This window comes from Pseudomonas sp. Sample_23 (genome assembly GCF_004307595.1).
GTDB lineage: Bacteria > Pseudomonadota > Gammaproteobacteria > Pseudomonadales > Pseudomonadaceae > Aquipseudomonas > Aquipseudomonas atacamensis.
In genome coordinates, this window is sequence record NZ_RCNX01000034.1 from 98,919 (window position 1) to 113,104 (window position 14,186).

Below are 14,186 nucleotides of genomic sequence, written 5' to 3' on the forward strand. Positions count from 1 at the left end.
GATCAACATCAGCCAATCCATAACAAGGCTCACCGCATGTCCTCACGTATCGCCAGCAAGCCGTCGGCCATACCCGTTCCGCAAGCCGCGTCCACCATCTCAATGATCCCTGCCCTGCTGCTATGCATCTCCGGCGCGGCAGCGTTGGTCTATCAGGTGTTGTGGATCAAACAGCTGTCGCTGGTGGTCGGCGTCGAGGTCTATGCAATCACCACCGGCATCAGCGCGTTTTTCGCCGGGCTCGCGCTCGGCGGCTGGCTATTCGGGCGCTGGGCCGATCGCTTGCAACAGCCGGTTCTGCTGTATGCCGGGCTGGAAGTACTGGTGGCGATACTCGGCGTTGGCGCGACAGTGGCCATGAGTCTGGCGGGCAGTGCGTTTGCCTGGTTGCAAGGTCATGTCGGCGTGCTTGCGTGGTTGCTGCCGTTTGCGCTGGTGGGCATTCCGGCGGTGTTGATGGGCGGGACGCTGCCGGTGCTGGTGCGCTCACTGGCGGCTGAGCCGGGCAAGGCCGGCGGTCAGTTGTATGCGGCGAATACGCTGGGCGCGATCGTCGGCACTTTGCTCGCCGCGTTCGTACTGATCGCCAGCCTCGGCGTGCGCGGCAGTGCGCTGTTCGCCGCGATGCTCAATCTGCTCGCCGCGGCCGGTGCGCTGTGGTTGCAGCGCCAGCAGCCAGTGGCGCTGGCCGCGCCGGTCAAACACGGCAACGCCAAAGCACCCGACCGCACTGCGCTGTGGCTCTACGCAGTCGCCGGGGGCGTGGCGTTGGGCTATGAGGTGGTCTGGTCACAATCGATCGTGCAATTCATGAGCACGCGCACCTATGCGTTTGCTGTGGTGCTGGCGACTTACCTGACCGGGCTGTTTATCGGCAGCGCCCTGCTCGCCCGTCGCGTCGAGCGCATTCGCGACCCATGGGGCGTATTCGGCTTGTTGATTGCCGGTGCAGGTCTGATTGCGCTGCTGGAGATCGCCGTGCTCGGCCGCTGGCTGGTGCTCGCGCAGAGCCATGCGGAAACCTGGCTGCTGAGTCTGGGCGTCAGCGAGCTGGCCGGTATGAGTGCGCGCTTTGCCGTGGCGGCGCTGAGCATCGTGTTTGTGCCGACCCTGCTGCTCGGCGCGGCGTTTCCTCTGGCGCTGCGCCTGAGTGTCGGCAGCGAACGTGTGGGCCGCGATGTCGGCGCCGTTGTCGCGTTCAACACCCTGGGCGGGATCATCGGTGTGATGCTTTGCGGCTTCGTATTGATTCCCTTGCTGGGCCTTGTGCGCACCCTCGGCCTACTGGCGCTCGTCGCAGCGACAATCGGTTATCTGGCGGTGCGCAAGGGCCATGGCGTGGCGAAAGGTCGGCGCCAGGCCGTGGTCGCACTAGGTCTGGTTTGCGTTGCAGTGGCGGTACTGACGCCCGTCGACAAACTGGCCAGCCTGTTGCCCGGCGCACGCAACGGCACGCTGGCCTTCTACGAGGAAGGACGCGGCGGCACGGTCGCGGTGGTCACTCAGGGACGTGGCGAAAACAGCTTCCACCGTTTGTACATCCAGGGCGTGTCGAACACCGGCGATGCCATGCCGTCGCTGCGCTACATGCGCATTCAGGCGCTGCTGCCGCTGCTGATCCACAACGGTGAACCGCGCTCGACCCTGGTGATCGGCTTCGGCACCGGCATCACCGCAGGCGCCATGCTGCGCTATCCGGGGCTGGAACATCGCGTGGTTGCCGAATTGCTGCCATCGGTGGTGAAAGCGGCGCCCCTGTTCAAGGGCAACTTCAATGCCGCCAGCGATCCCGGCGTCGACGTTCGCCTGCGCGACGGTCGCCAGGAACTGCTGCGCAGTGCACAGACCTACGACGTGATCACCCTGGAACCGCCACCGCCCTCCGCTGCCGGCGTTGTCAATTTGTATTCGCGGGACTTCTACCAGCTGGCCGCCAGTCGCTTGCAGGATCAGGGCATCGTTGCGCAGTGGCTGCCGCTGCCGACGCAGAATATCGACGACTCGCGCTCACTGGTGCGCAGCTTCCTCGACGTGTTCCCGCATGCCTCGCTGTGGACCAGCGAGTTCCACGAAATGTTGCTGGTTGGCTCAATGAAACCGATGCAACTGGACGCCGCGAAAATCACCGCGCGCTTCCAACAGGACAGCGTACGCAACACCCTGCAGGACGTCGGCATCGGCTCGGCGGCGGCGCTGCTGGCCACCTGGGTCACCGATCGCACCGGCCTGGAGCGCTTCGCCGCCGATGCACCGGCAGTGACTGATGATCAGCCGCGCATCGAATACGCGCCATGGGTACGCAGCAAGGAAATCACCCGCGTGCTACCGGCGCTGCTGGACCTGTATCAGCCACCTACACTGGTCAATGCCGATGCCGGGTTCAGTGAACGCATGGAAACGCATCGGCAGCGGTTGATGCAGTTTTATCGGGCAAGCCTGCACGCCTACGACGGCGATCGGGACGCCTGGGGGCGGGATATCCGGGAAGTGATGCAAGGGGATCGGGCGAACCCATATTTTCGCTGGTTTGTCGGGCAGTAAGGCGGGGACTGACAGGGTGCCTTCGCGAGCAGGCTCGCTCCCACAGTATGACCGAGTACCACCGGTGATTTGGGTTGACTGTCAGGCCGTCATCGCGAGCAGGCTCACTCCTACAAGGGGGGCGGTGTGCATCAGGAAAAATCAGGTCGACTGTCAGGCCGCCTTCGCGAGCAGGCTCGCTCCCACAAAAGCAAAAGCAAAGCAGCGCAGCTGCCCGCGGCGAAGCCGCCCCACTCAACAATGAGCGTTAGCTCGAGTGCTTTTGATCTTGATCCACCGGCGACGTCGGAAGGCTGAGCGGAGGGATTGATCCGGGGGTGGGAGCGTAGCGACCGTCTGGCGCAGCCAGACACAGCGGAAGGAGGTGCAGCGAAGCAAACCGTAGCCGCTGCGCCCGGATCGATCCCGCAGCGAAGGAACCCGAGCCTGCGAGGGCCGAACGTAGGAGCAAGCCTTTTTGGGTACTTTTTCGGCGTTTGGAAAAAGTGCCTCGCCGTAAGGGCGAAACCGTAATCAGCAACACCCGCAGCAACGGATATGTACCCAAAAAACCAGGAGGCAGGCCCCACCAAAATAGCGGGAGCCAGCCTGCTCGCAAAGAGGTGTCAAGCCTCACGACATCACTTGGCCTCGGACTTGAGCTTCAGATACGTCTGATGCATGTCACTCGCCCAACCATCGATCACCGCTTTGACATCAGTGGCTTTCATCACCTGCGAGGAATTTTCCAGCGGCTGACCGGTGCCCTTGCGCACCACTTGAGCCACCACCTTGTTACTGCTGCCGTCGAGGAACACCGCCTCAGTGGCCAACGTGGTTTCCTGATCGCGAATACCGGTGGCCGTACTCACCGCAGCAGCAACCAGCGCAATCGGAATCACCTCATACACATGCAGGCCTTCGGTCTTGCTGCTCACCGCAGTGATCGCCGGCCGTATCACGATGACGCCAGGCCCCGGGCCGGTGGCCAGCGGCAGCGACTTGCTCAGCTCACGCTTGAGCGCCTGATCGTAATAACTGGTGATGCCATTGAGGGTTTGCTGGGGGATTTTTTCCGTCGCTTGCGGCTTCGGATACAACTGGCTCGGTTCGACATAGACGCTGCTGAATTTGTTGATGTCGAGTTTCGGGTCCATCCAGCGCATCACCTCGGCACCCGACGGTGATTTGGTCTCCTTCAGTTGACTGTAATCCTTGAGAAAACCGGAGTACTGGTCTGGCTCGACGGTTTTGCTGGAACAACCCACCACACCCAGGGTGGCGATGCACAGCGTGCCCATCATTGCGGCTAGCTTCATGCTGTAACTCCTGTCAGAAGGCCAAATCGTTTGCATAGGGGGAGTTACAGGTATAGCTAAAACCGCAGCAATTGCGATTGCAAATTACAAAATTCACACGGCGCTGCGCAGCAAGTCACAGCGCTTATTTGACAGACGCGCTGCATGCGGCAAAGCTGCATCCAGATGTATGCACGCCAGAAGGCCAACGCACCGGACTACGGAAGTCGCAATGCCCAAGCACAAAAACAAAGCGGTGCAACCTGAGCCTGACGCGTCACCCTCCTCTTTTTCACGTTACCTGTTTCCAATCACCATCGGTCTGCTGCTGTCGGCCGTGGCAGGCATTGGCTGGTTCCTGTTCAGCCCGGCGACGGCCCCCGTCAAACCCGCAGCGGTCAGCACGCCTGTAGCACCGCCAGCCAAGCCGCAACCGACTGTGGCAAACAAACCGGCAAGCATGGTCGATGAGCAGCAATGCCAGGGCTGCCACAGCGAACAGGTCAAGGACTGGCAAGGCTCGCATCACCAGCTCGCCATGCAGCCGGCGACCGCCGAAACTACCCTCGGCGACTTCAACAACGTGACCTTCAAGGCCGAAAACGAGACAACAAAGTTCACCCGCAAGGGCGATGAATTCTGGGTCAATGCGCCCGGCATCGACGGCAAGAATGCCGACTTCAAAGTGGCGTACACCTTCGGCATCGCGCCGCTACAGCAATATCTGATCGAGGTCGGTCAGGGGCGTCTGCAAGCGCTCGGCGTGGCGTGGGATTCCGAGAAAAATCGCTGGTTTCATCTGTACGCCGGCCAGGGCGTGAACTTCAAGAATCCGCTGCACTGGAGCAAACCGAGCCAGAACGCCAATTTCATGTGCGTCGAATGCCACACCACCGGTTTCAAGCGCAATTTCGATGCGCAGAGCAACAGCTTCAACAGTCAATGGAACAGCCTCGGAGTCGGCTGTCAGGCCTGTCATGGCCCGGCGTCGAATCACCTGGAGTGGGCGCAGAAAAAAGACGATGTGATCCATAAGGGCTTCGACGTCGATCTCAAGGACAAGAACGCCACGGTAGAAATCGAAACCTGCGCGCGCTGCCATTCCCGCCGCGCACCGCTGGGCGATGGCTTTACCGTCGGCAAGCGGCTGATGGACGATTACCTGCCCAGCGCCCTGACCCGCGAACTCTATGCGCTGGACGGCAAGATCAAGGACGAAGTGTTCGAACACGGCTCGTTCCTGCAAAGCAAAATGTTCGACAAGGGCGTGCGCTGCAGCAATTGCCATAACCCGCACAGCAACGAGCTGAAGGCACCGGGCAACGCCGTGTGTCTGCAATGCCACAACACGGCGGGCAAGACCTCGGTCGCCGGCGTCGACGGCAAGGGTCTGCAAGCGAAGAATTACGACTCCATTGAACACACCCGCCACGCCATGGGCCAGCCCGGCTCGCAGTGCGTCGATTGCCACATGCCCGGCAAGTTCTACATGGGCAACGACTTTCGGCACGACCACAGTTTCAGCATTCCCAACCCGGAGCGTGCGCAGAAACTCGGCACCCCAGACGCCTGCCTGACCTGTCACCAGGGCAAGGCCGGCGACAAGGTCACCGCGCAGTTCAAATTGTGGAACGCCACTGCCTCCCCGGCTCAGCAGGCGCCACGCTATGACGAAAGCCTGTGGCTGATCCGCAATGGCCAGCCCGGCGCCGCCGACGCGCTGTACCAGCAATTGCAGCGCAGCAACCTGCCGCCGATCCAGCGCGCGACGCTGCTGGCGGAATTACCGCTGTACCCGAGCGAACAGGCGCTGAAACTGGCCACTCAGGATCTCAAACATCCAGAGCCACAGGTGCGCGACAGCGCGGTGCGGGCAATCAGCGCATTCTTGCCACCGCCGGAGCGTGCGCCGTTATTGGCGCCGTTGCTCAATGATCCAGTGAAAGCCGTGCGCATCGTCGCCGCGCGGGATCTGCTCGGTGCCTCGCGCAACAATGGTCTGGGGGCGGCGCAAGCCAGCTGGAACGCGGCGATCGCCGAATATGAAGTCGTGCAGAAAAGCTTGCTCGAACGTGCAGAAGCCAATCTCAATCTGGCGATGCTGTACCAGGCCAGCGGGCGCAGTGCCGAGGTCGAACCGTTGCTGCGCAGCGCCCTGCAACGTGACCCGGACTTCTACCCGGCGCTGGTCACGCTGGCACAGTGGCTGGAAGCGAATGGTCGCGCCACCGAAGCGCAGAAGCTGTTGGATGACAGCCTCAAGCAGCATCCGGATGCGGCGCTGTTGCAGCACACGCGCGGGTTGTCGCTGATCCGTGCCGGCCAGTCAGCCGACGCCATGTCCTACCTGCGCAAAGCCGCACAACTGGAACCGGAGAATGCGCAATACGGCTATGTACTGGCGGTGGCGCTGCATGAGAGCGGCAAGGTTGATGAGGCGTGCGCGATTCTGGAAAGTTTGCTCAAGGTACAACCGGCCAACCGCAATGCGCGGCTGTCGCTGATCCAGTACTACCTCGATAGCGGCCAGGAACCGAAGGCGCAGGTGCTGTTGCAGGGCTGGAAGAAAATGAATATGGGGGATCCAGCGCTCAAGTGATCGGCTGGAGATCGGTGGCCCCTCACCCTAGCCCTCTCCCAAGGGAGAGGGGACCGATTGGGGAATATTCAAGGATTGCACCGACTTGAGCGATCGGCTTTGAATCCGTAATCGACTCGGTCTGTCACTTCGATGTATCACCCAAGACACCCCGGTCAGTCCCCTCTCCCTCCGGGAGAGGGTTAGGGTGAGGGGCTTTTGATCTTGGTTTTCAGAATCGAACAATCACCACGAAGACGTCTCTCCACTGCGCAAAGCCATCTCCCGCCGGCTATTGGCGCGCATCGCCTTGATCAGCGACACCGTCCCCACCAACAAAATCGCAGCACCAAACAAAAAGTCGATGTTGTACAGCTGGAAATCTTCCACCGGCCCGATCAGCAATGTGCGCACCACCGCAATTCCCACCAGCGTCGCGAGAAAGTCGATCCCCGGTTCATCGCGATAAAACACCAGCATCAGCGGCAGGCACAGCACCAGCAGAAGCAACAGCACCACAACCTTGAACGAGCCTTTGCGCTCGACGCTGAACGCACACTCATGCGCGCCGTAAGGCTTGTAGTCCTCGTCGCGAATCATCGAGTTTTTCTCGTTGATGTAGTCGGCGCGGTTGTACTTCTGGATCGGCGTGAAGGTGTTGGACATCTCCATCAGCGTGGTGATGTTCTTGAAGCGCAAGTCGATGCGCTCGCTGCCCTTGAGGTAATACAGCACCGGTTTGTAGCCGTAGCGATAAGTGTCGAACGGGAACGCCGCGGTCTGGGCGTGCACGCCGATCGGCCGTGGTTCGAGTTCAGCGAAGGCGCTTTTGTTGGTCGACGAGAGGTTGCGGCTCAGCGGCTGCACCTTGATCTGCTCGAGGAAGATCGGCGTCACGCCGAACGACCACTGCAACGGTTCCAGACGCAGGCGCAGTTCGTTGCGGCCCAGGTCGTAGCGGTTGAAGGTGCGTTCGGAAACCACCAGCGAACCGCCGACCATGAACTCGCCGCGCAGGTTGTTGGTGACGCGCAAGGTCAGTTGATCCTTGCCCAGCAACGCCGCTTCACTGCTCGGTGGCGTGCCGCACCACGCGGTGCTTTCACCGACACCGCCAAGCTGGCCGTCGCGGTTTTCCTTGAATACGTAAAAGTAACTGGCCCACAGCGTCAGCAGCAAAAGCGACGCCGTGAGACCGAGGATTTTTTTGCCCGGACTCACTGATCAGACTCCCTTCTTCGGTTCCATCGTCCAGCCGAAAACCCGCTGGCGACGGCGACTCTACCAAAAGGCCATCAGTGACCCAAGGGAAAATGCCGGATCGGCACCGAACCTAAGGGTTTCCCCGGTACTCGCCTCACCCCCCCAAGGAGCGAGCCTGCTCGCGATAGCGGTGTTTGATCGTTCCCACGCTCTGCGTGGGAATGCAGCCCGGGACGCTCTGCGTCCCAATCTAGGTGCGATCGCGAGGAATCAGGCCTTGCAGTTGCTGCGCCAGAAAATTCGCATCAAACGCAAACGTATCCGGATCCTTCAAACCATTGGTCTTGCGCCACTGCCACGCACCATCCGCCAAGCCAACCAGGGAAATGCTCCCGTACCGCGCCGCCGTCAGCCCCATCACTGCCAGGGAAATCTGCCCGCCGCTGCCCATCACATCCGGCACAAACTCCACCGGTTTGCCGGCAATCACAATGCTCAATTTTTCCGTCTTGAATGTCGAGGTTTCCACCGGCACGCTCGGCCCGGACGCGACATACGCCTCGCGACTGACCTCCAGCAAATTCGGCGCCTTGACCGGTTCAAGCCATTGCTCGATCTGGTCGAACAGCGCGCCAATCCGTGTTGCCCATTCAGCTGATTGCGTAGTGAAAAGTTGCTTCTTGTGCGCTTCGCTCTCGGCATAGTGGCGAAGCATTTCGCCCAGTTGCTGTACATCGTTCATGAGCAAGTCCCTCGATTAGCCCGCAAGAACAGATAGTGGCAGATCAAGGCGCCTGTGTACGTTTAACCGCTCATCGAAGGCGGCTTTAGCGAAGTCTCTAACCGACAGATGGTTAAAAAAATTGAATTTACCTGTCAGATCTGACAGTGCGGCGCGTTACGAAAGCGATGTTTAATTTCGATGCGAGGTGACCGCTTCAGTGAAGTCGACATCAGGACGCAGGGAAAAGCAAAGTGAAAAAAATCATTCTTTCAGTTTCAATTGCAACACTCATTGGCTGCGTCCAAACGGCTCCTCAGGCACCGTTCGAGCAAAGCGGCAGTAACAATTCGCATGTCGCCATTACCGGCCCGCAAGTGGTCGAGTGGTTGAATACCTTGTACAACTCGAAGTCCCAGAACTGCCATGAATCAGCCAACCAGCCCGCATTCCTCTGTTCGGGGGTCATTTTTCGAGTCACCGACAAAAAGCCGGGCGAGACTCATCACGTCTGGAACCCCAGCCCGACGTCCGTCAAAAATGGTGGCGTGTCATTTTCCTATCTGAGGACCGACTCCAAATACGGTCGACTCGCCTGGGGCCATGGCAACGGGTTCATGCTGTATCCGATTTTCGGCGCCCCACAAGACAAGGTTGATCTCGATGTGTTGTGTTCATTTCCAATCGATGGCTGGACCTGGAACCGCACCACGCCTTGCGGTCATCACGCCTCGTATCCGGCGTCCAGCCAGCGTTGCCAGAGTGCAGGGGTAACCACGGCCGAGCAGTGGAAAAGCGTGTGGGACAACTCACCCAATAGCCATCACATTCGCCAGTGCGGCTTCGATGTTTCAGAGGCAACCGGCAAGCCGGCCGCGGTGCCGTTCTATCAATCGGTCAGAGCGCGCGGAATGTTGAGTCAGAACCCAACGCATTTCACTGAACAGAATGAAGTCGTGGTCAAGACCTGGCCACAGAATCTGCAAGACACCTTACCGCTCATGGCGTTCTTCTTTATCGCCGGTGGCGGCAATGCCGGTCTGCCCGAGGCTCAGGGCAACCAGAAGGACTTTTACAACTCCACCACCCGAAGAATATGGGTGCCGGTCATCCGTTTATTTCCGCCTTCGACCCCCACCAGCGAGGCCACGTTCCAGTACGTCGAGTCCGACCAACTGATCAGGCCCTGAGTCCCTCTGCTTCTGCGAATCCACTAAGTCAAATAAACCGGGAGACGTCCATGCCAGTAATCATCGAGGCTCAAGCGCAGCCGCAAGACATCGCCCCCGTATTGATTCCGGGATGGGTCACCCCGATTCAACATCCTGATAATCCGCACGGCGGCTTGCCGTTATCGCTGGCCGTAAACGGAGAGGTCCGCTTGCTGATCGACCCTTGGTTGAACCAGAACGCTTTCGACACGGCCGGTATATTGCTCGAAGATTCGCAAGTGCCGGTGGTTCCCCACACTATCCAACCGGGCGAAGAAAATCAGCGCTTCACCATGGGGCTGCCTGAAGGCATGCTCAGAAACGGCGTCAACCGCATCCGCCTGCAAGTCACGCGGATTGCTCAAACGCCTGTTGAATCGCTTGGGCTGAAACTGCTCTACAACCGCCCCCGCCCAGCGGGTGAGATTGCGCAAAGCGGGGATAACCCGAACCTGGTCATGACATTACCGGACGATGTGTTAAACGGCATCGACGCCGTGCGCGCGGCGGTGGGCGTTGATGTCACGCTGCGATACATCCATATGCGCGAGCGAGACGTCATTACGCTCGATTGTGACGGTCAGACCAAATCCCACACCGTGACTGCTGCACAAGCAACCGCCGGCGCTGTGGTATTGAAGCTGTTTACCAACGACTTCTGGCAAGACAATCCGAGGTTCGCATTGCGCTTCAGGGCTATGGACCAGCTCGGCAACTCATCGGGGCCACAGGCAGTCTGGTCCGCTGCCACGCTGGTGGACGTTCATATCCGCAAACAGCCGGAACTCGATTTGCCAGCGCCCAAGGTTCTGGAAGCAAAGGAGCTCAATGGCAAGCAGCTGAATTTCGTCAGGGACTTCTATGACGCTGCGTTCGCCACCGTGGAGGTCAGCTACACCGGTTCCGACACAGGACAAACTGTGCAAGTCAAATGGCTGGGACGAAACTATACCTATCGCACAGCCGTACAGACCGTAGCCCGCCCGGGGCAGATATTGCGGTTCCAGATTCCGCGACTTGAGGTCATCGATAACGCCGGCGCCGGCCACGCAGAGGTGACCTATACCGTGAGGCTGCCTGGTACCACGGTAGAAATTCCCTCACGCGATCTGGACTTGACCGTTACCGGGCAGAAATATCTTTTGGGAGAACCCTCCCTTAATTCCGACAATACCAATTTAAGGGCTTATTACCCCGCATTGATTGATGGTTCCTACACGGTGCGCATGGCGTTACACGGCGTCGTCGTTCGCTACGGCGAAGAGGTGCTGATTAAAGATCCTGACTACACCAACCTCCCGATCCCTGCGGCGTGGATCCTGGAAAATCGAGGACGGGAGGTGATTCTCAACTACACGCTGAACCGGACAGGCGCCAGCGAGCCACTGGTTTTTTCCTGGTGCCGAAGAGTGAGGCTTTAGCGGCGTACCACTAGAAAATTCTACTCGAACACTACATTCCAGAATTGAGATTCGGCGAGACAAGGACTCAGTCATGCGCAAAATAATCGGTTCACTGCTTATAGCCTTGTTGATTGGTTGCTCTCAAAGCCCATCGCAACCGCCACATATCACCAACACCAGCAATGCTCTGGTACTGGACGGTCCCGCCACCGCCAGTTATCTAACGACGCTTTATGGCCGCAAGTTTCCCAATTGCAACAAAGTGAATTCGCAACCCTCTTTCCTTTGCTCAGGTGTGATGCTTCGGGTAACAGTCAAAGACCCCAACAATACTTATAAGGTCTGGGAGCCCAGCCCTATCTCTGTTACCAGCGGCGGTATTTCGTTTTCCTACCTTCGTGCCGACACCAATTTCGGCCGATTGGCCTGGGGTTACGGCAACGGCTACATTCTTTACCCGGTCCTGGAGCGACCCGCCAATACCGATCAACTGCAAGTTCTGTGCTCTTACCCGATGGACTCCTGGGGCTGGCATCGCGGTAAAAATGGCGTGTGCATTCCTACCCCTGCACACCCTGAAAGCGGCTACTGCCACAACGCGAATGTAACCACTGCAGAGCAGTTCAAAGCAGCCTGGGACAGGGCAACCGTGAACAAAAACCTCCAACAGTGTGGCTTCGACGTGCGAGACGAGCGTAATACCCTGGCAGCTCCGGCGTTCTATCAATCGCTGCGCGCCAAGGCAATGTTAGGCGCTACCGGTTTCAACGAACACAACGAAGTGATTATCAAAACCTGGCCAGCCGGCAAGGCAAACGCATTTCCGATACTGGCGTTTTTTTATATTTCCGGCGGGACTGACCCTAAACCGCTCGCCGATGCAAGATACAACCAACAAGACTTTTACAACTCCACACACCCCAATAGAACGATACCGATCATCCGTCTGGTGCCCGCGACCAGCGCTACTGGTACTACAACTTTCAGCTATGTCGAAGCCGATCAGGTGGTGAAACAATGAACAGATATCACGCAAAATACTGCCTGCTCGCATTGGCACTGACTGCCTCCTGGCTGCGCATGACTGAGGTGGCCGCTGCCGAAACCGCACCCTCCGCAGTGGATGGCGAAAGCGTGATCGTGATTGTCGAGCGCTGTAATCGCTACATCCAGAACGCCTACTGGTTTTACCGGGACTATCAATGGGTGCTCGCCATCTCGCCAACGCCCTGTGCCAGAAGAACGCAGTCACCTGGCACACCTTTCATCTGGAATGAACTGACGCGCGACTATTCCAATAGTCGCTATTGGCAGAACACTCATGGCATGCGTCACCAGCTGATTTGCCACATGGCGATCGCGCGGGACAAGCCGGAATGGAACCTGGAGCCTTGGCGCCCGGATGTCGGTTATGCCAGAACACTGGAAGCCAGATGTAATCACACCCAGCCGCTCCCCGAAAAAGCACCATGACACCTGAATGAAAGTTTGCCGATACAGTTGATCTGGAGCTGGCGTGAGGCGGAAAACCACCGGAAACTTCGGGCAGGCCAGGCTCCATTGAGCCCGGCATTGCCCGAGGAGTTCAAATGCGCACCATCGGCCTTATCGGCGGCATGAGCTGGGAGTCCAGCGCCGAGTACTATCGCCTGATCAACCAACAGGTTCGCGAGCGGCTCGGCCGGTTGCGCTCGGCGCAGTTGCTGATGTACAGCGTCGATTTCGGCCCGGTCGAACAGGCCCAGCACGCCGGGCGCTGGGACGATGCAGCGGCGATTCTGGTGGATGGCGCGCGCCGGCTCGAAGCTGGCGGCGCCGAGTGTGTGGTGCTGTGTACCAACACCATGCACAAGGTCGCCGAGCAGATTCAGGCGGCGATCAGCATTCCGTTCCTGCACATCGCCGAACCCGCCGCTCAGGCCGCACTGGAAATCGACGCGCGCACGGTCGGGTTGCTCGGCACCGCGTTCACCATGGAGCAGGACTTCCTCAAGCAGCGTCTGATCGCCCAAGGCCTGACCGTACTGGTGCCGGATGATGCCGAGCGCAAAGAGGTGCACCGGATCATCTACGACGAACTCTGCGTGGGCGTGATCAGCGGACAATCGCGAGAAATCTACCAAGGCGTCATCGAATCCCTGACCGCCCGTGGCGCCCAGGCGATCATCCTCGGCTGCACCGAAATCGGTCTGCTGATCAAACCCGAACACAGCGTCCTGCCCCTGCTCGACACCACCGAGTTGCATGCGCAGTCAGCAGTGGCGTTTGCACTGGGCGACTGACTCAGGGTTTCGACGAACCGCGCAGACGGGCCATGCTCAAGGTGTCGACCCACTGCCCGTCGCGCACCGCGTAATCACGCAACAGCCCTTCGGCCTCGAAACCGAACTTGCGGTAGAGGCCGATGGCTGCCTCGTTGTCGGCGTAGACCGTGAGTTCGACGCGGTGCAGATTCATCCAGTTATCGGCGACCTCCAGCGCCGCCGCCAACAACATCGATCCCACGCCTTTGCCCTGCCAGGCTACCGCGACTGCCATGCCGAAACTGCCGGCGTGAGCACGGCGCATCCTTGAATAGGCTTCCAGACCGAGATTTCCGATCACTACGCCTTGGTGCAGGGCAACCAGTTTCAGCGCGCGCTCGCTGTCGGCCTGCAGTCGCTGACGCCAGACCTCGATGGATTGAAACGGCATTTGCAGCACCTGCCGCGCAACGGCGGGGTCGTTGTAAAGCGCAGTGATGCCTTCGAGGTGGAATTCGTTGGAGCGTTCGAGATGGATCGTGGGGGTTGGCTCTGACATGGGATCGGTCCGTGATCAGCGTGTGGCTGGTCACTCTAAACCGCTGATCTGGAATCTGGCGAGAGGTAATGGAGGGAGCGAGCTTGCTCGCGAAGGCGTTGGCTCAGATTGAAGCGTCGACTGGCAGAGTGCATTCGCGAGCAGGCTCGCTCCCACATTTTAATCCGGCCCTGGCATAAACCCCGTGAGCACTGGAGATTACTGTGGGAGCGAGCCTGCTCGCGAAAGCGACCTCACAGCCAACACCTGCTTCCCGGCAAAAACGTCTACCGTGCTGTCGCCAATTTTTGCCCTTTTAAACGCCGCTGTTTAAAAGACACCTCCAGACACGCCTTCCAGGCTACAAATTCTTGCGCCATTGCCTACAGCTACGCCAGAATCCGCCGGCTTGTGCACCTTGGGGGCGGGTTCTATTGTGGTGCGGTCGCTGAATGTTCAGTGATCGGGTTT

Annotated in this window: 11 protein-coding genes; 7 read left to right on the forward strand and 4 right to left on the reverse strand. The window is 59.3% G+C overall.

The features are described 5' to 3' along the window. The first annotated feature begins 36 nt into the window (after positions 1-36). Complete coding sequence (locus D8U82_RS07920) at positions 37-2,541, forward strand: fused MFS/spermidine synthase (RefSeq protein WP_130887343.1); 2,505 nt, start codon at positions 37-39, stop codon at positions 2,539-2,541. A 620-nt stretch (positions 2,542-3,161) separates the two neighbouring features. On the opposite strand, the gene D8U82_RS07930 is transcribed toward D8U82_RS07920, so the two are convergent. Beyond that, positions 3,162-3,839 (reverse strand): DUF3313 domain-containing protein, encoded by a 678-nt coding sequence (locus D8U82_RS07930; protein ID WP_024012860.1) that lies wholly within the window; start codon positions 3,837-3,839, stop codon positions 3,162-3,164. Between the two features lie 211 nt (positions 3,840-4,050). Here D8U82_RS07930 and D8U82_RS07935 point away from each other — a divergent pair, with 211 nt between their 5' ends. Next, a complete protein-coding gene (locus tag D8U82_RS07935; RefSeq protein ID WP_130901996.1) occupies positions 4,051-6,417 on the forward strand; it encodes a tetratricopeptide repeat protein in 2,367 nt (788 codons plus the stop codon). A 225-nt stretch (positions 6,418-6,642) separates the two neighbouring features. Here the strand turns inward: D8U82_RS07935 and D8U82_RS07940 are convergent, their stop codons facing one another. Further along, positions 6,643-7,617 carry a hypothetical protein gene (locus tag D8U82_RS07940; RefSeq protein WP_122612274.1) on the reverse strand — a complete coding sequence of 325 codons (975 nt, stop codon included), beginning with the start codon at positions 7,615-7,617 and terminating at the stop codon, positions 6,643-6,645. Positions 7,618-7,849: 232 nt separating this feature from the next. Beyond that, on the reverse strand, positions 7,850-8,341 hold the full coding sequence (locus D8U82_RS07945) for a hypothetical protein (protein WP_125926905.1): 492 nt from the start codon (positions 8,339-8,341) through the stop codon (positions 7,850-7,852). Positions 8,342-8,574: 233 nt separating this feature from the next. Here D8U82_RS07945 and D8U82_RS07950 point away from each other — a divergent pair, with 233 nt between their 5' ends. The 5 genes from D8U82_RS07950 to D8U82_RS07970 all read left to right on the forward strand — a co-directional run bounded on the left by D8U82_RS07950 (position 8,575) and on the right by D8U82_RS07970 (position 13,216). After that, the gene (locus tag D8U82_RS07950) at positions 8,575-9,510 is read left to right on the forward strand and encodes a halovibrin HvnC (RefSeq protein ID WP_130888967.1); all 936 of its coding nucleotides are present in this window, start codon (positions 8,575-8,577) and stop codon (positions 9,508-9,510) included. Between the two features lie 50 nt (positions 9,511-9,560). Next, the gene (locus D8U82_RS07955) at positions 9,561-10,952 is read left to right on the forward strand and encodes a hypothetical protein (protein WP_241663616.1); all 1,392 of its coding nucleotides are present in this window, start codon (positions 9,561-9,563) and stop codon (positions 10,950-10,952) included. A 73-nt stretch (positions 10,953-11,025) separates the two neighbouring features. Then, positions 11,026-11,955: a halovibrin HvnC gene (locus tag D8U82_RS07960; RefSeq protein ID WP_122612277.1), complete on the forward strand. Its 930-nt coding sequence runs from the start codon at positions 11,026-11,028 to the stop codon at positions 11,953-11,955. After that, positions 11,952-12,407, forward strand: coding sequence for a DUF2599 domain-containing protein (locus D8U82_RS07965; RefSeq protein WP_130888968.1), 456 nt, complete (start codon positions 11,952-11,954; stop codon positions 12,405-12,407). Before D8U82_RS07960 ends, D8U82_RS07965 begins: the two co-directional genes overlap by 4 nt. A 116-nt stretch (positions 12,408-12,523) precedes the next feature. After that, on the forward strand, positions 12,524-13,216 hold the full coding sequence (locus tag D8U82_RS07970; protein ID WP_130901997.1) for an aspartate/glutamate racemase family protein: 693 nt from the start codon (positions 12,524-12,526) through the stop codon (positions 13,214-13,216). 1 nt (position 13,217) lies between these two features. On the opposite strand, the gene D8U82_RS07975 is transcribed toward D8U82_RS07970, so the two are convergent. Beyond that, positions 13,218-13,736: a GNAT family N-acetyltransferase gene (locus D8U82_RS07975; protein ID WP_130901998.1), complete on the reverse strand. Its 519-nt coding sequence runs from the start codon at positions 13,734-13,736 to the stop codon at positions 13,218-13,220. Positions 13,737-14,186: the final 450 nt, after the last annotated feature.